The 20,982-nt window shown below is 37.8% G+C and carries 21 protein-coding genes; 14 read left to right on the top strand and 7 right to left on the bottom strand.

Going from position 1 to position 20,982, the window contains the following annotated elements; translation table 11 throughout:
- Positions 1-140: 140 nt before the first annotated feature.
- Positions 141-695 (bottom strand): pyruvate decarboxylase, encoded by a 555-nt coding sequence (locus ABJ974_RS11230; RefSeq protein ID WP_419868340.1) that lies wholly within the window; start codon positions 693-695, stop codon positions 141-143.
- Between the two features lie 175 nt (positions 696-870).
- Between ABJ974_RS11230 and rpsO the strand changes: the two genes are divergently transcribed.
- Positions 871-1,140, top strand: coding sequence for a 30S ribosomal protein S15 (gene rpsO / locus ABJ974_RS11225; protein WP_419868339.1), 270 nt, complete (start codon positions 871-873; stop codon positions 1,138-1,140).
- 68 nt (positions 1,141-1,208) lie between these two features.
- Here the strand turns inward: rpsO and ABJ974_RS11220 are convergent, their stop codons facing one another.
- Both ABJ974_RS11220 and ABJ974_RS11215 read right to left on the bottom strand, forming a co-directional pair.
- Positions 1,209-1,565 (bottom strand): DUF4260 domain-containing protein, encoded by a 357-nt coding sequence (locus ABJ974_RS11220; RefSeq protein WP_419868338.1) that lies wholly within the window; start codon positions 1,563-1,565, stop codon positions 1,209-1,211.
- A 100-nt stretch (positions 1,566-1,665) separates the two neighbouring features.
- Positions 1,666-3,084 carry a sugar MFS transporter gene (locus ABJ974_RS11215; RefSeq protein WP_419868337.1) on the bottom strand — a complete coding sequence of 473 codons (1,419 nt, stop codon included), beginning with the start codon at positions 3,082-3,084 and terminating at the stop codon, positions 1,666-1,668.
- Between the two features lie 510 nt (positions 3,085-3,594).
- Between ABJ974_RS11215 and ABJ974_RS11210 the strand changes: the two genes are divergently transcribed.
- The 4 genes from ABJ974_RS11210 (at position 3,595) to ABJ974_RS11195 (ending at position 8,872) form a co-directional block, all read left to right on the top strand.
- Complete coding sequence (locus tag ABJ974_RS11210; RefSeq protein WP_419868336.1) at positions 3,595-5,808, top strand: polyribonucleotide nucleotidyltransferase; 2,214 nt, start codon at positions 3,595-3,597, stop codon at positions 5,806-5,808.
- Positions 5,809-6,120: 312 nt separating this feature from the next.
- Entirely contained in the window at positions 6,121-6,870 is a 750-nt protein-coding gene (locus tag ABJ974_RS11205) for a (Fe-S)-binding protein (protein WP_419868335.1), read from the top strand.
- A 15-nt stretch (positions 6,871-6,885) separates the two neighbouring features.
- Positions 6,886-8,277 (top strand): lactate utilization protein B, encoded by a 1,392-nt coding sequence (locus tag ABJ974_RS11200; RefSeq protein WP_419868334.1) that lies wholly within the window; start codon positions 6,886-6,888, stop codon positions 8,275-8,277.
- Positions 8,267-8,872: a LutC/YkgG family protein gene (locus tag ABJ974_RS11195; RefSeq protein WP_419868333.1), complete on the top strand. Its 606-nt coding sequence runs from the start codon at positions 8,267-8,269 to the stop codon at positions 8,870-8,872. The genes ABJ974_RS11200 and ABJ974_RS11195 overlap by 11 nt, the downstream gene beginning before the upstream one ends.
- On the opposite strand, the gene ABJ974_RS11190 is transcribed toward ABJ974_RS11195, so the two are convergent.
- The 3 genes from ABJ974_RS11190 to ABJ974_RS11180 all read right to left on the bottom strand — a co-directional run bounded on the left by ABJ974_RS11190 (position 8,865) and on the right by ABJ974_RS11180 (position 12,347).
- Positions 8,865-10,211 carry an NCS2 family permease gene (locus ABJ974_RS11190; RefSeq protein ID WP_419868332.1) on the bottom strand — a complete coding sequence of 449 codons (1,347 nt, stop codon included), beginning with the start codon at positions 10,209-10,211 and terminating at the stop codon, positions 8,865-8,867. The genes ABJ974_RS11195 and ABJ974_RS11190 overlap by 8 nt on opposite strands.
- Positions 10,212-10,490: 279 nt before the next feature.
- Complete coding sequence (locus ABJ974_RS11185; protein WP_419868331.1) at positions 10,491-11,549, bottom strand: nucleotidyltransferase domain-containing protein; 1,059 nt, start codon at positions 11,547-11,549, stop codon at positions 10,491-10,493.
- Positions 11,550-11,594: 45 nt separating this feature from the next.
- The gene (locus tag ABJ974_RS11180) at positions 11,595-12,347 is read right to left on the bottom strand and encodes a nucleotidyltransferase domain-containing protein (protein WP_419868330.1); all 753 of its coding nucleotides are present in this window, start codon (positions 12,345-12,347) and stop codon (positions 11,595-11,597) included.
- Between the two features lie 168 nt (positions 12,348-12,515).
- Between ABJ974_RS11180 and cobT the strand changes: the two genes are divergently transcribed.
- The 3 genes from cobT to cobC are packed head-to-tail and all read left to right on the top strand — an operon-like array spanning position 12,516 to position 14,856.
- Positions 12,516-13,541 (top strand): nicotinate-nucleotide--dimethylbenzimidazole phosphoribosyltransferase, encoded by a 1,026-nt coding sequence (gene cobT / locus ABJ974_RS11175; RefSeq protein ID WP_419868329.1) that lies wholly within the window; start codon positions 12,516-12,518, stop codon positions 13,539-13,541.
- Positions 13,538-14,320, top strand: coding sequence for an adenosylcobinamide-GDP ribazoletransferase (locus tag ABJ974_RS11170; RefSeq protein ID WP_419868328.1), 783 nt, complete (start codon positions 13,538-13,540; stop codon positions 14,318-14,320). Before cobT ends, ABJ974_RS11170 begins: the two co-directional genes overlap by 4 nt.
- Entirely contained in the window at positions 14,305-14,856 is a 552-nt protein-coding gene (cobC, locus tag ABJ974_RS11165) for an alpha-ribazole phosphatase (protein WP_419868327.1), read from the top strand. Before ABJ974_RS11170 ends, cobC begins: the two co-directional genes overlap by 16 nt.
- A 271-nt stretch (positions 14,857-15,127) precedes the next feature.
- Here cobC and ABJ974_RS11160 read toward each other — a convergent pair whose 3' ends face one another.
- Positions 15,128-16,507 carry an RtcB family protein gene (locus ABJ974_RS11160; protein ID WP_419868326.1) on the bottom strand — a complete coding sequence of 460 codons (1,380 nt, stop codon included), beginning with the start codon at positions 16,505-16,507 and terminating at the stop codon, positions 15,128-15,130.
- Between the two features lie 162 nt (positions 16,508-16,669).
- Between ABJ974_RS11160 and ABJ974_RS11155 the strand changes: the two genes are divergently transcribed.
- From ABJ974_RS11155 to ABJ974_RS11130, 6 genes are all read left to right on the top strand, one after another.
- Positions 16,670-17,002: a HopJ type III effector protein gene (locus tag ABJ974_RS11155; RefSeq protein ID WP_419868325.1), complete on the top strand. Its 333-nt coding sequence runs from the start codon at positions 16,670-16,672 to the stop codon at positions 17,000-17,002.
- A 36-nt stretch (positions 17,003-17,038) separates the two neighbouring features.
- On the top strand, positions 17,039-18,055 hold the full coding sequence (locus ABJ974_RS11150; RefSeq protein WP_419868324.1) for a helix-turn-helix transcriptional regulator: 1,017 nt from the start codon (positions 17,039-17,041) through the stop codon (positions 18,053-18,055).
- Positions 18,056-18,118: 63 nt separating this feature from the next.
- The gene (locus tag ABJ974_RS11145) at positions 18,119-18,241 is read left to right on the top strand and encodes a hypothetical protein (RefSeq protein WP_419868323.1); all 123 of its coding nucleotides are present in this window, start codon (positions 18,119-18,121) and stop codon (positions 18,239-18,241) included.
- 247 nt (positions 18,242-18,488) lie between these two features.
- Positions 18,489-19,058: a hypothetical protein gene (locus tag ABJ974_RS11140; protein WP_419868322.1), complete on the top strand. Its 570-nt coding sequence runs from the start codon at positions 18,489-18,491 to the stop codon at positions 19,056-19,058.
- A gap of 125 nt (positions 19,059-19,183) precedes the next feature.
- Entirely contained in the window at positions 19,184-20,230 is a 1,047-nt protein-coding gene (locus ABJ974_RS11135) for a glucokinase (RefSeq protein ID WP_419868321.1), read from the top strand.
- 146 nt (positions 20,231-20,376) lie between these two features.
- Positions 20,377-20,955 (top strand): hypothetical protein, encoded by a 579-nt coding sequence (locus ABJ974_RS11130; protein ID WP_419870969.1) that lies wholly within the window; start codon positions 20,377-20,379, stop codon positions 20,953-20,955.
- Positions 20,956-20,982 lie beyond the last annotated feature (27 nt).

Raw genomic sequence — 20,982 nt, 5'->3', positions numbered from 1 at the left:
AATAAGTGAAAAAGATATATTGAAGCGAAAATCAAAATCAATTAAAATAATATTTCAAGACTTTATGAATCTCGGGATTTTTATAATATTAGGGATTTTCATGTAAAATGTACACTCTTCTTCCCCTGATAAGGTAAGAGCTAAAATCCGGCTTCGGCAGAAGGTTTAATTTTTCTCAGTTTCTTTAATATCCCTTTGACAGCACCATTGGTCCCGATTTTAACGGAGTTTTCAGTAGAGCCCAATAAGCGCATGTTTTTCCGGTATGTATCATAATCACTCTCCGTAAGCAGGTTTCCGTTTTCGTCAAAAAGTTTCATACTGACGACCACCTGGTTGGAGAATACATATCTACCTATGCCTACTTTAAAATATTTAACTTTAGATACGATGGCAAAGTCCGCATCATTATTGGTACAATATTCTACAATGGTTTTGGGATCAACTTCATCAAAAGGAATCTGGATTTCGGCCCGTAGCATTTTATTTTTACGGTACCCACTCAGAATATCAGAAACAGAACTGAAAAAAGCATTATTGGTAGGCTCTTCAATTTCCTCAATATCAGGCTCCACTTCAGGATTGAAATACAGCACCTTTCTGATCTTATCATCATCACTTTTCTGAGCCTTTACTGCAGGTACAGATAGTAATAAGGCGAGGAAAATGGTACTATGAAATAAATATTTTTTCATCTTAATATGCACGTGCAAAATTAATGCCTTTTAATGGGATTTTATAAAATTAATTAAGAAATTTTTAACATTTTTTTCTATTTAAAATGATATACTGCGTCAATAATGTTTTGCAGACTTAAAAAATAGTAGTACTTTTGCACCCGTTACATAATAATCATTAAATAATATTGGAATGTACTTAACAACAGAAAAGAAGCAGGAAATTTTCGCAAAACACGGAAAATCTGCACAAGACACAGGAAGTGCTGAAGGACAAGTAGCACTTTTCACTTACAGAATCAACCACCTTTCAGCTCACTTGAAGCAAAATCACAAAGATTATGCTACAGAAAGATCATTGGTTAAATTGGTAGGTAAAAGAAAAAGATTATTAGATTATCTTAAAAGTAAAGATATCGAAAGATATAGAGCAATTATTGCTGAACTAGGTTTAAGAAAATAATCTATAAAGATTTACAATGAAAGCAACTTTTTTAAGTTGCTTTTTTTATTTCCTGAGAAGAAATTAATTTATTGATCTTTTCCTATTTTTCCCAGATGGGTATTGTGAAAACTGTCGGGGTATTTTAGCCCGTATCCTAAAAGTCTGTCAAAAGCTGAATGGGAGAAAATAACGGTTCCTATCATGCTTAAATAGGGAAGAGCCAGTAAAATACCTGCCAGATATAAAATGATTGCAATTCCGAAGTGATGAAAGAGGTTGTAAAAAAATGCGCCCATCTTATTATTAACCGCGTATCCCAGCATAGAAATATCCGGAGCGAAAAACAATGCAGCCAACCACCACCACGAAAATTGAGTTTGCATAAAAGCCCAGATTCCCAGAATCAAAAAAGCTGCATATTCAAGTTTTAATTGAGTTTTCATGTGTTTTCTGTTATAAGTATAAAAAGATTAGTATAAGTTACTTTCCCAGCTAAAAAAAATGAGACCCTGAAAAGGATCTCATTTGATTAAAGTAATATTTTTAATGCCCTGATTTGGCTTCCGTACTTTCTACATGACCCAGATACTTGGTACAGTAGGCTCCGAAAATCAGAATGACCAGATAACAGAATACCGGAATGATAAACGAGTTCTGTACCCCGAACTGATCTGCAAGATAGCCCTGTAAAATAGGAACGATAGCTCCACCCAATATAGCCATTACCACTAGTGATGATCCCTGGCTGGTATATTTTCCTAAACCTGAGATGGCAAGGGTATAAATATTGGAGAACATAATGGAATTAAAGATCCCGATTCCCAATACGCTGTACATCGCCATTTCTCCATGACTGAACATCGTGGAAATCAATAAAATAACATTCACGCCTGCGAAAATAGATAATGTTCTCGCTGGGGCAGCCTTTCCAATGAAAAACGCGATGAAATTCAATAGTATAAATACAAGGAAGAAGCTGATCTGCGCAAAGGTAAGATTTACCACACTGAATATCACAAGGAATACAACCGTAGCGGCACCCAGCATATAAAGGGCTTTTTTCCCCTGGCTCAAAGACTGGTTTAAAGAAATAGCACCCAGGAACCTTCCGATCATGGCACCACCCCAATATAAAGACAGGTAATTTTTACTTACGATCTCATTGAACCCCATGATTTGTGGTTGTTCCAGGAAGCTGATAATAAAACTTCCTACCGCCACCTCTCCGCCTACATAGCAGAACATGGCCAGAACTCCGAATTTCAGGTGATTGAATTCTAAGGCTCCCCAACCTTTTACGATCTCTTCTTCCGCGGTCTGGAAAGAAGGTAATTTTACTCTTGAGATCAGCAATGCTACCAATAGCAGGATTCCGGCGAAAATCAGATAAGGAATTCTGGTGGCCACTGCACTGAATGAACCGTCAGGGGCAGAGAAGAATTCAAAAATAAGATGTCCTCCTAAAACAGGAGCAATCGTTGTCCCGAAAGCATTGAACGCCTGAGTCATATTCAGACGGCTTGAGGCAGACTCTTCCGTTCCCAGTAACGAAACATAAGCATTCGCTGTGATCTGAAGAACGGTAAACCCGAGTCCCAGAATAAATAATGCTCCTAAAAATAAAGGATAGTAGGAAAAGGTAGCAGCCGGATAAAATAAGATACAGCCAAAAGCCGCAAGGAAAACCCCGAACAGGATTCCTTTTTTGTACCCGACCTTGTTGATGGGATCCCCTTTGGAAATTGAGATCAGAAAATAAATTAAGGACCCTATGAAATAAGCTCCGAAGAAACAAAACTGAACCAGCATGGATTCAAAAAATGATAACTTAAAAAGCTGTTTCAGATAAGGAATGAGGATATCATTCATACACGTAATGAATCCCCACATAAAAAATAAGAGGGTAATAGTAACAAGAGGCACTGTATAATTTCTGCCTGGTGTTTTTACTTCATTATTCATAAACATTCATATTTTAGAAAAGAGATAATAAAAAGATCTCTTTGTTGTTTTTTATTTCATCTTTCTTTTCTTTTACCTTTTTGGATTCCGCAATCTTTTCCCGTTATTTAATTTGATATTCATTCTTTTATATTTTATCATTTTAAATCATGAAAAAGCCCATGGATCCGAAGACTTCCTGAAAAGCAGACAAATATAGGTGAACAACTTCTTTGATGCAACTTTTAGGATTAAGATTTGAATATATTTTGAAAAAAAATCTTAAAAATTAATAATCTGACTAAAAAAAAACCGCAGGCTACCCCTAAAATATAAACCAAAAGGAAATGCTCTTTTATCCCTGCTTTGGGCGTAGGGCGGTAACCGGTTGGCACGAAGCATATTAACTTATAAAAGTCTTTTCTTTTGGAAAGTATAAGTTCCCAATAAAATACCTTATCTTTGCCTACGAAAATTTAAAGAGTTTAAATATTAATCGTACTCAATACGGAGTACCTAGAGACATTTTTTATGAGTATACCTCAAGCGTTTACAGAGACAATTACTCTTGCAGATGGCAGAGAAATTACTATTGAAACGGGGAAGCTGGCCAAACAGGCAGACGGATCCGTTGTAGTTAGAATGGGAGGAACAATGCTTTTAGCAACTGTTGTAGCTAACAAAGAAGCAAATCCCGGGGTAGATTTTTTACCCTTGACAGTAGATTACAGAGAAAAATTTTATGCAGGAGGGAGGATTCCCGGAAACTTCTTCCGTAGAGAAGCAAAGCCTTCCGATAATGAAGTATTAACCATGAGATTGGTGGACCGAGTATTGCGTCCATTATTCCCGGAAGATTTCCACGCAGAAGTTCAGGTTATGATTTCCCTTATCTCTTATGATAAAGAAGTAATGCCGGAAGCGTTGGCAGGTTTAGCTGCTTCGGCTGCTATTGCCATTACGGATATCCCTTTCGACGGACCTATGTCCGAAGTAAGAGTGGTAAGAATTGACGGAGAATTATCCGTAAATCCTAGCTATGAAAACTTATTGAAAGCAGATATTGATATTATGGTGGGAGCTACTAAAGACTCCATCGTAATGGTAGAAGGAGAGATGAAAGAAATTTCTGAGCAGGAGATGCTGGAAGCTATTAACTTCGCGCACGTTGAAATTAAAAAACAGATTGAAGCTCAGGAAAGACTGGCTGAGAAAGTAGGAAAAGCTTTCCCAAAAAGAGAATACAGCCATGAAGAGCATGATGAGGAAATCCGTACAAAAGTATGGGAAGAATGCTACAATAAAGTATATGAAGTAGCAAAAACACCATCCAATAAAGAAGAAAGAGGAGAGAAATTCAAAGCGGTTCTCGAAGAATTTTTAGCACAATATGCCGAAAATGAAGAAGAGCTGGAAAGAGTTACTCCTTTTGCTAAAATATATTATCATGATGTAGAGAAAGAAGCCATGCGTCAGATGATCCTTGAAGATAATATCCGTCTTGACGGCCGTGATCCTAAAACGATCCGTCCGATCTGGTCTGAAGTGGATTATCTTCCGGGAGCACATGGTTCTGCAGTCTTTACAAGAGGAGAAACTCAGTCATTAACTGCCGTAACATTAGGATCCATTAAAGATGCTAATATGATCGACAGTGTTATCACTCAGCATGATGAGAAATTCTTCCTTCACTACAACTTCCCTCCGTTCTCTACCGGGGAAGCAAGACCTTTAAGAGGAACTTCACGAAGAGAAGTAGGACACGGAAACTTAGCGCAAAGAGCCTTAACAGCTGTTATTCCGGCTGAAAACCCTTATACGATCAGAATCGTTTCCGATATTTTGGAATCCAACGGATCCTCTTCTATGGCAACGGTTTGTGCCGGAACATTAGCATTAATGGACGCAGGGGTACAAATTACAAAACCTGTTTCCGGAATTGCAATGGGATTGATCACTGATAAAAAATCAGGAAAATGGACAGTACTTTCCGATATCTTAGGAGATGAAGATCACTTAGGAGATATGGACTTTAAAGTAACAGGAACTGCAGACGGGATCACTGCCTGCCAGATGGATATCAAAATCCAGGGGCTTTCTATGGATATCATGGAAAAAGCTTTAATGCAGGCAAAAGACGGAAGATTACATATCCTTAATAAAATCACGGAAACAATTGCTGCTCCGAGAGCTGATGTAAAACCACATGCTCCGAAAATGGTAGTAATGGAAATCCCGAAAGACTTCATCGGTGCGGTAATCGGACCTGGTGGAAAAATTATTCAGCAGTTACAGAAAGATACGGATACCGTTATTGCTATTGAAGAACAAGGTGAGATCGGACGTATCGAAATTGCAGGAACGGACAGAGCTAAGATCAACGAAGCCGTTGCTAAAATTAATGAGATTACTTTCGTACCTGTAGTAGGAGAAGTTTATAAAGGAAAAGTAGTAAAAGTAATGGATTTCGGTGCTTTCGTAGCAATTGCTAAAGGTACTGAAGGGCTTCTTCATATTTCCGAAATAGAATGGAAGCGTTTAGATAAAGTTCCTTATCAGGAAGGAGATGAAGTAGAAGTGAAATTCATGGGGTATGATGATCGTAAGAAAATGAAATTATCCCGTAAAGTACTTTTACCAAGACCTCCTAGACCGGAAGGAAAACCAAGACCGGAAGGACAAGGTAAACCTCAGGGTGAAAGACCGGAAGCTCCTCAGGATCAAAAACCTTCAACAGAAGCATAATAAGATCATCTTATTGAAACATAAAAATCAGCTCCATTTATGGAGCTGATTTTATTTTTGAAGCAACTCAGAACAAATGTAATGTTGAAGAAACCTTTACACTTGCCGGAATTTAAAAGAATAAAATATTTAATGAGTTAAAAATTGTTTTTATGGTGATCACTTTTAATAAAAAAATATCAGATTACGGCTTTTGAAGTGATAAAATCTGCCAATAATACATCAATATTTCTATTGATAATCATTCCAAATTATATGTTATGGATAATTTAAACTTGAAATAATCGTAAATTTCTGTAAAAATTGTATCAAATGAAAGTTGCACTATTCGTTCCCTGTTACATAGATTTGATATTTCCGGAGGTGGCTATAGCCACTCTTGAGCTTTTGGAAAAGCTTGATGTAGAAGTTATAGTCCCTTTGAATCAGACATGTTGCGGGCAGCCCACTGCTAATGAGGGTGATCAGAAAAATTCCGCCAAAATAGAACAGGTTTTTGCCGATAATTTCCAGGACCTGGAAGTAGATTATATTGTAGGTCCGGCCGGAAGCTGCGTCAAGCAGGTAAAACAGCATTTTGATGCTATTCCGCAGACTGAGAAAGTAACAGCCATGAGAGCAAAGACCATTGAGCTGGTCGAGTTCCTTGTAGATGTTTTACAGGTGAAAGACTTTTCTCAAATATCATTTCCCCATACGATTGCCATTCACAATAGCTGCAGTTCTATCAGAGGACTTCATATTTCCTCAAGGTCCGAGTGGATGGAGCCCAGATTTAATAAAACAGAAGAATTACTCAGCTCTGTAAGCGGGATTACCATTGAACATATTGACAGGCCGGATGAATGCTGTGGTTTCGGAGGCACATTCTGCGTTACGGATGAAGCTGTAAGTGCTAAAATGGGTCAGGATAAAGTAGCGGACTACCGGAGACACCATATTGAATATGTAGTTTCCCCCGATATGTCATGTCTTATGCACCAGAAAGGAATTTCCGATAAGGAAAATGCAGGACTGAAGTTTGTACACATCGCCCAGATCCTTAATAACGGGCCTTTTTAACCTAATCTTATGACAATGAATAAGAAAGTCAATATTGAAGAAAATGCGGCTAAGTTCATTTATCAGGATGATATCCATGTAACGGAACATGATAAGAACCTCTGGAATGCCAGAATGAAAAGAGATAGGGTAGCAGCGGAAATTCCCGAATGGGAAGAACTCCGGAATCTTGCTTCCCAAATCAAAGAACATACACTGACCCACCTGGATCAATATATAGAGCTTTTTGTAGAGAATGCTGAAAAACGCGGAATCAAAGTACACTTTGCAAAAGATGCAGCTGAGCACAATGCCATTGCCTACGAAATTCTCAATGCGCATGAAGTAAAAAGTATCATTAAAAGTAAATCCATGCTTCAGGAAGAATGTGGAATGACACCTTTTCTCGAAGAAAAAGGAATCAGTGTTCTCGAAACCGATTTGGGAGAAAGAATTCAGCAGCTTTCCGATCAGCCGCCGAGCCATATTGTAATGCCGGCCATTCACCAGACTACGGAAGATATTGCCCAGCTCTTTGCAAAAACTATCGGAACAGATCCCACAGATACGGATCCTAATTCCCTTACCGAAGCAATGCGTAATAATGCCCGCCCTAAATTTCTTACCGCAGATGCAGGAATGACAGGAGCTAACTTTGCGATTGCTGAAACAGGAAGCTTTGTAGTCTGTACCAATGAAGGGAATGCTGACCTTACAGCAAGTTTACCTCCCTTACATATAGCAAGCATAGGAATCGAAAAAATCCTTCCGAAAACCGAAGACCTGGGAGTCTTTATCCGTCTCCTTTCCCGGAGTGCACTGGGAACTCCTGCTACTCAGTATACGTCCCATTTTACAGGTCCCAGAGAAGGCTCGGAAATGCATATTATTTTAACGGATAACGGAAGAAGCCACCGCCTGGCTATGGATGATTTCTGGACTTCCCTGAAATGTATCCGCTGTGGTGCGTGTATGAATACCTGTCCTGTTTACAGAAGGAGCAGCGGTCTGGCCTATGGAGCCACCTATTCCGGCCCGATAGGAATTATCATTGATCCTACTTTTGACGAAAACAAATATTCCGAATTACCCTTTCACTCCTCGTTATGCGGTTCCTGTACGGAGGTCTGTCCGGTCCATATCAATATTGCAGAGCAGATAAGCTTATGGAGAAAGGTGATGATGAAAAATAAAAAGGTAGATCTCAGCAGAAGAATGGCTTTTAAATCAGCGGGAATTATGCTTGGAAATCCGAAGCTGTTCAGGACCATCGAGAAGGTAGCCTATAATGCTATCCATATTTTGCCGGAAAGCATTACGGAAAACAAAAGCCTGGACCCCTGGGCTATTCACCGCAAGCTTCCTGATGTAAAAAAAGAAACCTTCAGGGATTGGTATATTAAAAACAGGAAAAACAATGGGAAATAGAGAAGATATATTAAAAGCAGTCCGTAAGAGCCTGGAAGGAAGGGAAAAGGTAGCTTATCCCGCTATTCCTTCATTTGAAAAACCGGGAGTGGATTTAAAAGCTTTGTTTGAACAGAATTTAAAGCTTGCTGCTGTGGATTTTTATGATATTGACTCAATAGAAGAAGCTCAGAAAATCATGAAAGATAAATTGCCGGCTGCCAAAGTGATCTGTTCTTCCACACCGGAATGGCAGGGAAATAAAGATATTACGGCTGTCGAACATCCTAAAGACCTCAATGATGTTGACCTGGGCATTTTCCGGGCTGAATTTGGAGTGGCGGAAATGGGAATGGTATGGGTAACTGAAAAATCTTTAAAGGTTAATGCCATCGGTTTCTTATCGCAGCATGTAGCCGTGCTGCTTGATCCGTCTGAAATTACAGAAAATATGCATACGGCTTATCAGAGAAATGGCCTGCTGGACGTTAATTACGGATGTTTTGTAATGGGACCTTCCGCAACTGCCGATATCGGGGCTTATCTGGTAAGAGGAGCACAGGGAGCACGGTCTTTGACGCTGTTCTTTTTGAAAAACGGTAATATTACTACTTAATCAGATGCATGGCATCCAGTATTATTTTAACTAAAAAAAGAAAAGAAACAATATACACCGTAGGGGTTACTTCTTGTTTTTTGCCGGAGAAAAATTTGAGCAAAGCAAAGCTCAGCATTCCGAAGACAATACCTTCTGCTATACTATAAGTGAAAGGCATAAAGACAATGGTCAGAAAAGCAGGAAGCCCTTCGGTCATATCCTCAAAATTTATCTTTACTACGGAAGATATCATAAATAATCCGACGATAATGAGTGCCGGAGCAGTTGCAGCAGCAGGAACCAACAAAAATAGAGGAGCCAGAAATAAAGCCAGCGCAAACATGAATGCCGTTCCTACAGCGGTTAATCCTGTTCGTCCACCCGAAGCCACACCGGAAGCACTTTCTACATAAGAAGTAATGGTACTGGTTCCTAATATGGCTCCTGCAGTAGTTCCTAACGCATCTGCCAACAAGGCTTTTTTTATCTGTGGGAAGTTGCCTTCTTCATCTGCTAAACCGATTTTAGAAACTACTCCGATCAGCGTTCCTACCGTATCAAAGAGATTGACAAATAAAAAGGTAAAAACCACGATCAGCATATCCATAGAAAATATTTGTTTCCACCCCTCCATAGATAGCATAGGCTCTATTGCTTTACCAAAAATAGGCTCTATAGAAGGTGGAATTCCGATCAATGATGTTTGAGGTAAGGTGACATCTCCCAACATAAAACCAAAAACAGTAGAAATAATAATTCCTATAAGAATAGCACCATTGATATTTCTTGCAAATAAAACGGCTGTAATCACCAAACCTAGAAGAGCGATCCATACGGAATGCTGTGAAAAATCCCCCATACGAAGCAGTGTATTGGGATCAGCAACTATAATTCCTGCCCCTTTCAGCCCAATCAAAGTAATGAAGAGACCAATTCCGACAGGAATGGCATCTTTCAGTACTTTAGGAATGCTTTTTACAATCAGTTCCCGGATATTGAAAAAAGTGAGTATGATAAAAATGATCCCTTCAATAAAAACTGCGGTAAGGGCAAACTGCCAGGAATATCCCATTCCTAAAACCACGGAATAAGCAAAAAAGCTGTTAAGTCCCATACCCGGAGCCTGGGCGATAGGAAGCTTAGCCAATAGTCCCATCATAAGGGTGGCAAAAATCGTTGCCAAAGCAGTGGTTGTAAATAAAGCGCCCTGATCCATCCCTGTCTCTGATAAGATCTTAGGATTGACGATCAGAATATAGGACATGGTAAAAAAGATGATCAGTCCGGCTGTTAATTCTTTTCGAACCGTAGTTTTATTTTCTGTAAGTTTAAAATAATTATCTAACAAGGTATTCATTTTTTATCAGTCCTTTATCTCGTGCAAAGGTAAAAAATCAATCTTACTTTTTACTCTAACTTTATCAATACTTGATTTTGTCATGTATGACCTAATGGTGTTGGAGGGAGGGGTAATGGATAAAACTATTTTCCGTTCAAAGTTGTTTGATAAATATTTAAACCGTAGTTAAATTTTAAACTACGGTTTAAAGGAGTAAAATGAGGCTGTTAAAATCAATTTCCATGGATTAATTGCTTCTTTTATTTTCATAATAAGAATAATTTCCTTTCAAAAAACTTATCCATACAATTCCTCTCTGATCTTCACTAGAATTTTGGTAGTCTTGTTCAGGTTTGGAAAGTCTGGCAAATCCGAAACAGAATGATAATGCTCAATAGATTTTACAAGGTCTTCCGCTTTTTGCATGACTTCATCATAGGATTTATTTCCGGCTTTAATATTTAATAATTCTTCACGGTTTTCCACACGGGTCTGTATAAAACCCGTTTTAAAAATATGTTCACAGGACTGAAGCAGCCGGATGGTATGCATCATATTCTTACTGTCATAATTTTTTCCGTGTTTTTGGTTTACATTATAACGGTCTTCATTGCGTTCCGAAACCCATTTCCAGTATTCGCGGTAATCTTTACAGTAGGTAGAATAGGAATCCAGATTACAGAACAGAAAAGCCGACGCTTTTTCACCCTTGGGAATAGAAGATACGGAAACCTGATTAGCTTCCTCATTCTGAATAATTCCTTTATATCCCATTGTACCTAACTCATCATAAAATACAGCAAATATCCCTTTGGTATTACCAATGTCCACCAAACCGCATTTTTCCTGGACTTTATTCTCTTCCGAAAGCCATTTTTTTAAAGGAATGGAACCATGTCCTTCAAGGATATAGCAAAAATCAAGAATGGACTTTCTATTCTTTTCCACAGGATTAAGGATCTTCTTATTCAGTCCTTTAGCTTTCTTAATCTGTGAGATAGCATAACCTGCAAACGTATCTTTACAGAGCTTGGACATGAAATCTTCCGTTTTTAAATGATCCATCAGAGGATGCCTATGAAGAATACAGTCTTCAGGGCTGGCCAGAATTTCCAGGATATTAGGGTTGTTTTTCTGTAATAACTCCACAAATCTTCCGATTTCATAATAGGTAATATCGTTGGTTTCATTGGAAATCTGCGGAATATAGTTGAGTCCAAAGAAATCTTCCTTCGGCAGATAATACACCCCACGGATATCCGTATCTGAATTTTCTGTAGCCAAACCAAAAGCCCGGCTTCCGGAGATGGTTTCGAAGAGAATAAGGTCTTGGGTTTTTAGGTCTTGTATGGTCATGATAATTAATGTAAAAATTCAATATACTAATAGGAAGAGGACTTTTTATTTCAAATTTATGATTTCCCTGAAAACTCTTTCCATTTCATTTTTATCTGAATTTCCTCCTTTCAGATCTTTTGCTCTTTCTTCATTTTCTTTTATCAGGCTTTCCAAAAATCCAAAAAGTTCCCAGTCATTCCGGTGGTAATAAGATTCTCCTTTCGTAGCTTTTAAAGTAATAAGATTTTCTATTTTAGTTCTTGTGAAATCATCAACTAATACCAGTAATTCACTGAATAGTACTGGAGGAACAGTTTCTTTCTCTGTGATCCATTTCCCCGTTAATGCAGTACGCAGACAATAAAAATAGCTTTTCAGTTTTACTTCCTCGCTTCGGCAGGCTTCAAGATATTTTTTGCTCATGCTGAGGTAATGATAGGAAACAGCAATTGGTGAAAAACATGCATCCGCTAAAGGTGTAAATAGTTTCACAAACTTTTCATTTTCCTTATAAACAATAGGAGAATAAAACCAGCTTAGCAAAGCGGCGTTGGATTTTAATAAAAGATGAAATGTTTTTCTGAGATCCCAGCCGGAACCGTCCAGATCATCTTCAGTCATGAACTCTATAGTTTCATCCTTATCCCAGGGAGAAAGGTACCAATCTTTGTCATGACGGTAGATAAAGCGGATATCATAGTCGCTGTCAGGAGAGGCGAATCCCCAGGCCCGGCTTCCGGATTCAACGGCAAAAAGGATTTCTATTCCTTTCTTTTCTTCAATTTCTTTTAATTTCTTTACTATTTTTGTTTCCATTCCTTTATTTTATAGTACAAAGTAAAATCAGAAATGCGCAATCTTTTTGCGTATAAAATTTTTTACAAAGATTATAAGTTTTCTCCTCATCGTTTTCACTACCGTTCGAAATTTAGTAATATTGTATTTCCCCTTTATTTATGGGAACTCTATATTTTTCTTATACTTATGAAAACTACATTCAGGACATTAGCGGACGAGTTACAGCATACAATAGATTTTAAAACCAAGCCGTTGGGGGCTTTAGGATATCTTGAAACCATTGCCCATAAGATCGGAATGGTTCAGCAAACAGCCTCTCCTAAACTGGTAAAGCCTCACATGGTGGTATTTGCAGCAGATCATGGGATTGCTACTGCAGGAGTCAGTGCTTATCCGCAGGAGGTGACTTATCAGATGGTGATGAACTTTCTGGGAGGAGGAGCGGCAATTAATGTTTTTTGCCGGCAGAACCATATAGCCATTAAAATTGTAGATGCAGGGGTCAATTTTGATTTTGAACCGGGATTGGAGCTGATTGATAAAAAAGTCAGAAAATCAAGCCGAAATATTCTTGAAGAGCCGGCAATGACTCCGGAAGAATATCAGCAGGCTTTGGAAAACGGAAAATCAGTCATCCGGGAAATTGCAGAAACGGATTGTAATATTATAGGCTTTGGGGAAATGGGAATTGGAAATACTTCTTCTTCATCTTTGATAATGAGTCAATTATTTGATATTCCGATTGCGGAATGTGTGGGAAGAGGAACAGGACTAAATGATGCTCAGCTTCAAAATAAAATCAATATTTTATCCAAAGCGATTGCATCCTATCCTAATATAACAGGTGTTGATGAGACGGTCCGGACTTTTGGCGGCTTGGAGATCGCTCAGATGATTGGGGCTATGCAGGAGGCGTATCATCATAATATGCTGATTCTTATCGATGGATTTATTGCCACTACCGCTATTGCCGTACTATGGAAAAAAGATCCTGATATCCTTAAAAACTGTATTTTCTGCCATGTAAGCGATGAAAGTGCTCACCTGAGATTACTCAATATACTGGGAGAGAAAGCTTTGCTTAACCTTCATCTAAGGGTAGGGGAAGGAACAGGATGTGCGCTTGCCTATCCCATTATTCAGAGTGCGGTCAGTTTTCTGAATGAAATGTCGAGTTTTGAAGATGCACAGGTTTCAAATAAAGAAGAATGAAAGCATTAAAAAATGAACTGATTTATTTCGCGACGGCATTAATGTTTTTTACCAGGATTCCCGTACCATTTAAAGTACCGTATTCCAGTGAGATCATGAACAGATCCCAGAAATATTTTGCATGGGTGGGATTAGTGGTAGGGATTATCAATGCTTTAATCTTCTATATCTGTACACAGCTTTTTAATCTTGAAATCGGGATAGTCCTGATGATGATAAACAGTATTTTACTCACCGGAGCTTTTCATGAAGACGGTTTTACCGATGTCTGCGATAGCTTTGGCGGTGGCTATGGAAAAGAGAAGATTCTTACCATCATGAAAGACAGCAGGGTAGGTGCCTATGGAGCTATCGGAATTATTTTACTATTGGCTTTAAAGTTTTTCGGAATTCAGGCCTTAGGTGAAGTGAATATCATTAATACATTGTATGTTGTTGTTTTTGCCCATACCGCCAGCCGTTTTATTTCGGGGACGATGATTTATACCCACCGTTATGTAACGGATATTGACGTCAGCAAATCCAAACCTCTTGCAAACAAACCTCTGGATAAAAAAGCCTTACTGGTAAGTGCCTTAAGTGTATTGGCGGTTCTGTTGTTTATGCAGGATTGGCGGTTTATATTGGTATTAGCCTTTGCTTACCTGGGGAAGCTTTATTTGGGATGGTATTTTAAAAAATATATAGGAGGATATACCGGGGATTGCCTGGGAGCAGTTCAGCAGGTATGTGAAGTAATGATTTATTTAGGAACAATTATACTATGGAAATTCATCTGATAAGACATACGGAAGTCGAGAATCCTGACCGTTTATGTTATGGGTTTGCAGATATTCCTTTGAAAGAATCGTATTTGGAAGATTTTAAACTTTTGGATTTTCATTCATCTTATGATGTGGTGGTGTCCAGTCCTTCCCGGCGTTGTCAGCTTTTAGCCCAGCATACCCAGCAGAAATATGAAACTGATGAAAGAATAAAGGAAATGAACTTTGGAGACTGGGAATTACAGAAATGGACGGAAATTCCAGCCGGAGATATTGATCCGTGGTATAAAGATTTTGTCAATATAAAAGCTAAAAACGGGGAAAGCCTTCGTGATATGAGTAACCGTGTATCTGAATTCTGGGATGAAATATGTAAAAAAGAAAGTAATAAAACACTGGTAGTAACCCATGCGGGAGTGATCCGGGTTATTATGCAGCTGATATTACAGTTTCCTTTGGAAAATATATTCAATATCCAGATTGATTACGGAAAAAAAGTAATTATTAAAATAGAAGACGGGCTTTCTGTTATTCAGCAGGTAAATGTATAGCGACTCCCTTTTTAATTTAAAGTGGCTATATAAAATTTTACACTACTGTCATTCTGACGAAGGAAGAATCTCATAATATGGCTTAGATTCTTCATTTCACTTCGTTACATTCAGAATGACAGAGTCATAACAATAAGATAAACTCATTAGTGTAAAATTGTATGTAATTACCTAATTTAAAATAAGCCTTCATATGAAAAATATTTCCCGTAAATAAAAATGTCGTTTCGAGCGAAGCGAGAAATCTCACATCGCTGAAACAACATTCATATTACTTATTTCCGGTTCTTTTTTTCTTCCAGGGTGCATTCTTCCTAACATCACCAGCCATGATACATCCGTAAGGCATCACTTCATCCAATACCTCACAAAGTCCGTATTCTTCAATCTGAGCCCTTACATTCCCGGCATTCTTATAAGCCGAAGGTAATTCCGAAATATCAATTTCATTGGAAAAGAAACGTATATCTAATCTCTGAGTCTCCTCATGAAAGATTTCTTCAATCGTTTTATGGGCTAACGATTTTTTATGCTGGTTTCTGCTGAAATTTCTTCCCGCACCGTGAGGAGCAAAACCTAAATTTCTTTCATTAGTACTTCCTTTTACTATTAATACAGGTTCAGCCATATTTAAAGGAATCAATCTCGGTCCCGTAATATCCGGTAAAAATTTATCATCCAGAGGAGTTGCCCCTTTAGCATGATAAAATAAATCCCCGTCCCGGAATACAAAATTATGCTCATTCCAATAACGGTCTTCTTTCTCAATTCCTAACTTTTGTAAAACAGCATCATGAATGGAAATATGATTTTCCTTCGTCCATTTCCTAATCAGCTGAAGAGCTTCCCAGTAAGACTTTCCTTCCTCGGTATCAAAAGGGATCCATGCGTTTTCTTTTAAAGTTTCAGGAGAAATTTCCTGTCTGAAACGGTTGGCTACTTTCATCCCCTTATCATACAGCGCGGCGCCGGGTGCTCTGGACCCATGATGAGTGACTAGCATTGTATTCCCCGTATTTTTAGAAGTTCCTACAAAAAGGAAGTGATTTCCGTCTCCCTGTGTTCCCATATGAGAACGGGCGATACTGATCAGTCTTTCATCATTTAGAAAATAGTTTTCCCTGAAAGCATCCATTAATTCTTGAGACATGGGCATCTGCTCACCTCTCGGTCTTCCTCCGTACCCGAAGTGGGTTAAAGAATGAGCGGCATCCAGGACTTCTTTAGGATCAGCTTTTCCAAAATCGGTCAGCATTACGGAACAGCAGATATCTGCACTGTGAAATCCCGGGTGGATAGCATTTTTAGCTACTACAACACCTCCCACTGGAATATTTCCGGCCGGACCTGTGGGACAGGCATCGGGCATAATGGCTCCTTCCGTTAAGGTGGGAGTTTTCATTAAAACATTCATTGTGTCAATTACCTTTTGCACATTATCATTTTCGCTTTCATGTTCAGCCCTGATATTGATGATAAAATCTTTCGGTGTGGCATGAAGGGGAATGGGGTCCGGTTGTCTGAACTGCTCAAGATATTCTTTCATCTCCTCTTCATTCAGGTTGTTTTCATTGATATGACGGATGGCTTCTTTAAACCATTGAGCGGGTCTGTACCCTAATTCAATAATGTTGTTTCCGTTGATTTGCATTTTCTGTTTCATTTTGTTGATGCAAAGTAATGAACTGATTGCGCAATGATTTTGCGTAGATAGAAATATTTATTATTTTTGATAAAAATATGTCATTTAAAAAAAATGGACTTAATGATAAGGTCCTGAATGACTATTTATTTAATCTTAAAATAAAATATAATGTTATTAGAACAACTGGAAAACTCTCCGGAAACCATTCAATTCAATGATGTAATCGCTTACATTGATGCAAATTACGATTTCACCCCGACTCAGTTTAAAAATGGAGATACGTTGAATGAAGCAGGACAGAACAACGGATCCTGCAAAGTATTCGGTTTTGCGAAACTTAATCAGCTTCCGGCAGAAAAAGTATTGCCGCTTTTTGGAGCATTTTACAGAGAAGACGTATTGAAAAATCCGGAAGGAACAGATCATCAGAACATCAGAAACTTTATGAAGTATGGCTGGGAAGGGATTTCCTTTGAAGGAGAAGCTTTAAAAAAGAAATAAGCCTGGATTTTCAGATGCTTTATAAATGAAACTATCATGTCATCGAATAAAAATGCGCTTATACGCTACAAAACCTTAGATAGATGCCTTAAGAACAAATACCGGAAATATACGCTCGAAGACCTTATTGACGAATGTTCCGAAGCGTTATTTGAGTATGAAGGCAAAGAATCTTATGTGAGTAAAAGAACCATACAGCTGGATCTGCAGAATATGCGAAGTGAAAAGTTTGGGTATGAAGCTCCTATTGAAGTGTATGAAAGGAAATATTACCGGTACAGTGATCCTGATTACAGCATCCATAATATTTCTGTCAATGAAAGCGATCTCAAGGCGATGAACAATGCCATTCAGATTTTGAAGCAGTTCAAGGATTTTTCCATGTTTAAAGAGATGAACGGAGTAATCCAGAAGCTGGAAGATTCTGTTCATTCCACCACTCAGAAATCTATTATCCATCTGGATAAAAATGAGCAGCTGAAAGGGCTGGAGCATATTGATGTTTTATATGAGGCTATTCTCAATAAGAAAGTATTGAAAATTTTGTATAAAAGCTTTACGGCGAGAGAGCCGAATGCGTTTGTCATACATCCCCAATTGTTAAAAGAATATAATAACCGGTGGTTTCTTATCTGCCTTTATAAAGGAAAAATGTATAACCTGGCATTGGACAGGATGGAGGAAATATCGGTAGAAGAAAAGCTTAGCTATATCGATAAACATATTGATGGGGATGAATACTTTAAAAATATTGTAGGGGTAACGGTCTCGGAAACTATGGCTCCCAGAAATGTGATCTTTTTTGTTGACACTTCCAATGCGCCTTATGTAAAGACAAAACCTTTGCATGCAAGTCAGGAAATTATGAGTGAAACCCCCGGGGGAACCTTGTTTAAGATCTGTGTTCAGATCAACTATGAACTGGAAAGGCTTCTGCTGGGTTTCGGAGAAAGCTTAACCGTTCATCAGCCTAAAAAGCTGAGGTTAAGGATGGAAGAAAAGTTTAAATCCGCTCAACAGAACTATGAGCGGCTCACACAAACCGAAGAATAGAAATTTTATCCATGAAATAAATTATGGCTTGAAAATTGTAATTATGTATTTAAAATCTGCATTATGAAATCAAGAATATTCAAAACTATCCTAACTATTCTGGCCCCTTTAGTGCTGGAATATCTGCTTAAGAAATTTACTGAAAAAAAAGATGATAATAAGCAAATTGCTTCAAATAAACCTTAGAAGTAAAGTTAGTAATTATAGAACCTTACAAAAATTTCTTTGTAAGGTTTTTTTATGCCCGGAAATAAACCGGATGGAAATCTGTGATTGCAGAATTTAATGAAGTTGAAATTTTATTTTTTATGAAACTTTAACATATTATCAATCATTTAATTAAAGCTTATATAAGAGGGCTCGTGAAGGTAGATTGCTGTTTTGGCACGATTTTTACAGCTCCTAGGTGAGTAAAATTTATAAAAATAGAGTTATGAAAATTTTTAAACAGGCAATCTTGGTAGCTGGGATCTTAACAGCAGGATATGCAAGCGCCCAACAGCAGAATGTAAGTATGAAAAATATGTTGAAAGTAGGAGCAAATGTTGGTTTAGCTGTTCCTGCAGATAATCTTTCTGCATCTCTTGGAGCGGATATAGCTTACCAGTACCTGATAAATCCAAGTTTTGGAATTGGTATTGCTTCAGGATATACTCACTATTTTAGCAAAGACAATAACGGTTACAAAAATAATGATGTAGGAGTTGTTCCTGTAGGAGCTTTATTAAGATATTACCCTAAGAAAACAGGTTTCTATTTCGGAACAGACTTAGGATACGGGTTCCTGGTAGGAAACAGCAAAGTAGCATCCAATGTGAATGTAGACAGACCGGATGGAGGTTTCTACATCAAGCCGGAGATCGGATATCACAACAGAGACTGGAATTTCTTTGTTCAGTATCAGAAAGTATTTGTAGGAAGTAAAGGAGATTTGGTAAATCAGGATTATAATGTGGGGAACATTGGAGTCGGAGTTGCTTATAATATCGCTTTAGGACAATAATAAAAGTAGTTAGATTTAATATATAACCAATTATTAATCAAAACCTTTTCAATTTTTTGAAAAGGTTTTTTTGTTGGGCAAGGTTTTTAGGAAAACAATTATTATCTTTGGTAAAATTTGAAATTATGAACCTGAATCCAAAATTTCCGCTGTACTTACCAGGGGTAAAAAATGGGAATAATAATGTATCAATTATCGGGGCAAATCTCCGTGAAGATATTACGACTTTAGGATATTATGTTTCTGAAAATGGAGGTATTGAAATAAAATTTCAAAATAGTTATCATACAAAAGAATTTTCCTCTTTTTCAGCAGTTTTGAAAAAGTTTATTGAAGATAGACAGCTTCAGGATGTAAAAAGATTGGGATTAGCTGTTCCCGGACCGGTAATTGACGGTAAAAGCAGTCCTGCAAGATTAAACTGGGGGCTGGATGTGGAAGAATATAAAAGAGATTTCGGATTTGATAGAGTATATATGCTCAATGATCTCGAAGCTACCGCATACGGAATGGGATTGTTGGAGGACAGTGACCTGGATGCCATTTATACAAGTGATCATCCGGAAAAAGGGAATGTAGCTATTTTAGCGCCTGGTAACGGATTAGGAGAAGCCGGATATTATTTTGACGGAAAATATCTCAGACCCTTTGCCACAGAAGGAGGACATTCCGAATTTTCCCCAAGAACCAATGTGGAAGTGGAGTTCTATCAGTTCCTGAATAATATTTATGGAATCGTAAGCTGGGAAAATGTTTTATCAAAAACCGGACTTTTCAATATCTACCGTTTCTTAAGAGATGTAAAAAGACATCCGGAACCTGAATGGTTATCCGACCGTCTTGCGAACGGAAACTTTACGGAAGAAATATACAGAGCCGCCGTGGAAGATGATGTCATGATCTGTAAAATTACTTTGGAAACATTTTTAGAATTCCTGGCTAGAGAAGCGAATAACTTAACCCTTAAGCTGAAAGCTACCGGTGGATTACTGATTTCAGGAGATATTCCTCAGCTGATCCAGAAGTATATTGATAAGGAGAAATTCTATGAGAAATTTAAAATCAGTGACAAGATGGAAGATATGTTAAGAAACATTCCGATCCATCTCGTGACAAAAGATAAAGGAGCATTGCATGGAATAGCTCTTTATTCTGCCTATTTTCAGGAATAAATAAATTTTGTCATTATAAATAAAAATCCCGGTTTTCCGGGATTTTTTTATTTCAGTTATTTATATAATTAATTGATTTTATTGATTTAGATCAATGGTATCTATCATTTCCATATTGTACATTTGTACTATTAAAATAACAAATGATGAAAAAGATTAAACAAGCTGCTTTATTAGCAGGGATTTTAACAGCAGGAATAATGAGCGCTCAAAGTACTGATGCACACACTACAAGCATGAGAAATACTTTGAAAGTCGGATTGAATGCCGGAATTGCCGTGCCTAATGATAATCTTTCAGCGGCCATTGGTGCTGATGTTGCCTATCAGTATTTAGTGACTCCAAGCTTTGGTTTAGGTATCGCTTCAGGATATACCCAATATTTTAAAAGAAATAATAAAGGGTGGGATAACAAAAGTGTAGGAGTGGTTCCTGCGGCGGTATTATTAAGATATTACCCTGAAAAAACAGGTTTTTATGTAGGAAGTGATATAGGATACGGCTTTTTAACAGGAAATGAAAAAGTGGCTTCCGATTCAAATGTTAATAGACCGGATGGAGGGTTTTATATCAAGCCTGAAGTAGGTTTTCATAACAGGGACTGGAACTTCTTTGTTCAGTATCAGAAAGTATTTGTAGGAAACAGAGGAGATGTTGCCAATCAGAAATATAATGTAGGTAATATCGGAATCGGTGCGGCGTACAATATCGCTTTAGGAAAATAGTGAGTTTTATTTAAAATTAAATGTAAG

The organism is Chryseobacterium sp. CT-SW4 (assembly GCF_048572715.1).
Classification (GTDB): domain Bacteria; phylum Bacteroidota; class Bacteroidia; order Flavobacteriales; family Weeksellaceae; genus Chryseobacterium.
This window is presented reverse-complemented; position numbering and strand designations above follow the sequence as displayed.

Coding starts and splice junctions, on each gene's coding strand:
- ABJ974_RS11170 (WP_419868328.1), top strand. CDS start 13,538: ATGAAAGCATTAAAAAATGAACTGATTTATTTCGCGACGGCATTAATG.
- cobT (WP_419868329.1), top strand. CDS start 12,516: ATGAAAACTACATTCAGGACATTAGCGGACGAGTTACAGCATACAATA.
- ABJ974_RS11145 (WP_419868323.1), top strand. CDS start 18,119: ATGAAATCAAGAATATTCAAAACTATCCTAACTATTCTGGCCCCTTTA.
- ABJ974_RS11190 (WP_419868332.1), bottom strand. CDS start 10,211: ATGAATACCTTGTTAGATAATTATTTTAAACTTACAGAAAATAAAACT.
- rpsO (WP_419868339.1), top strand. CDS start 871: ATGTACTTAACAACAGAAAAGAAGCAGGAAATTTTCGCAAAACACGGA.
- ABJ974_RS11195 (WP_419868333.1), top strand. CDS start 8,267: ATGGGAAATAGAGAAGATATATTAAAAGCAGTCCGTAAGAGCCTGGAA.
- ABJ974_RS11210 (WP_419868336.1), top strand. CDS start 3,595: ATGAGTATACCTCAAGCGTTTACAGAGACAATTACTCTTGCAGATGGC.
- ABJ974_RS11185 (WP_419868331.1), bottom strand. CDS start 11,549: ATGACCATACAAGACCTAAAAACCCAAGACCTTATTCTCTTCGAAACC.
- ABJ974_RS11160 (WP_419868326.1), bottom strand. CDS start 16,507: ATGCAAATCAACGGAAACAACATTATTGAATTAGGGTACAGACCCGCT.
- ABJ974_RS11150 (WP_419868324.1), top strand. CDS start 17,039: ATGTCATCGAATAAAAATGCGCTTATACGCTACAAAACCTTAGATAGA.
- ABJ974_RS11180 (WP_419868330.1), bottom strand. CDS start 12,347: ATGGAAACAAAAATAGTAAAGAAATTAAAAGAAATTGAAGAAAAGAAA.
- ABJ974_RS11140 (WP_419868322.1), top strand. CDS start 18,489: ATGAAAATTTTTAAACAGGCAATCTTGGTAGCTGGGATCTTAACAGCA.
- cobC (WP_419868327.1), top strand. CDS start 14,305: ATGGAAATTCATCTGATAAGACATACGGAAGTCGAGAATCCTGACCGT.
- ABJ974_RS11135 (WP_419868321.1), top strand. CDS start 19,184: ATGAACCTGAATCCAAAATTTCCGCTGTACTTACCAGGGGTAAAAAAT.
- ABJ974_RS11200 (WP_419868334.1), top strand. CDS start 6,886: ATGAATAAGAAAGTCAATATTGAAGAAAATGCGGCTAAGTTCATTTAT.
- ABJ974_RS11220 (WP_419868338.1), bottom strand. CDS start 1,565: ATGAAAACTCAATTAAAACTTGAATATGCAGCTTTTTTGATTCTGGGA.
- ABJ974_RS11230 (WP_419868340.1), bottom strand. CDS start 695: ATGAAAAAATATTTATTTCATAGTACCATTTTCCTCGCCTTATTACTA.
- ABJ974_RS11155 (WP_419868325.1), top strand. CDS start 16,670: ATGTTATTAGAACAACTGGAAAACTCTCCGGAAACCATTCAATTCAAT.
- ABJ974_RS11130 (WP_419870969.1), top strand. CDS start 20,377: ATGAAAAAGATTAAACAAGCTGCTTTATTAGCAGGGATTTTAACAGCA.
- ABJ974_RS11215 (WP_419868337.1), bottom strand. CDS start 3,084: ATGAATAATGAAGTAAAAACACCAGGCAGAAATTATACAGTGCCTCTT.
- ABJ974_RS11205 (WP_419868335.1), top strand. CDS start 6,121: ATGAAAGTTGCACTATTCGTTCCCTGTTACATAGATTTGATATTTCCG.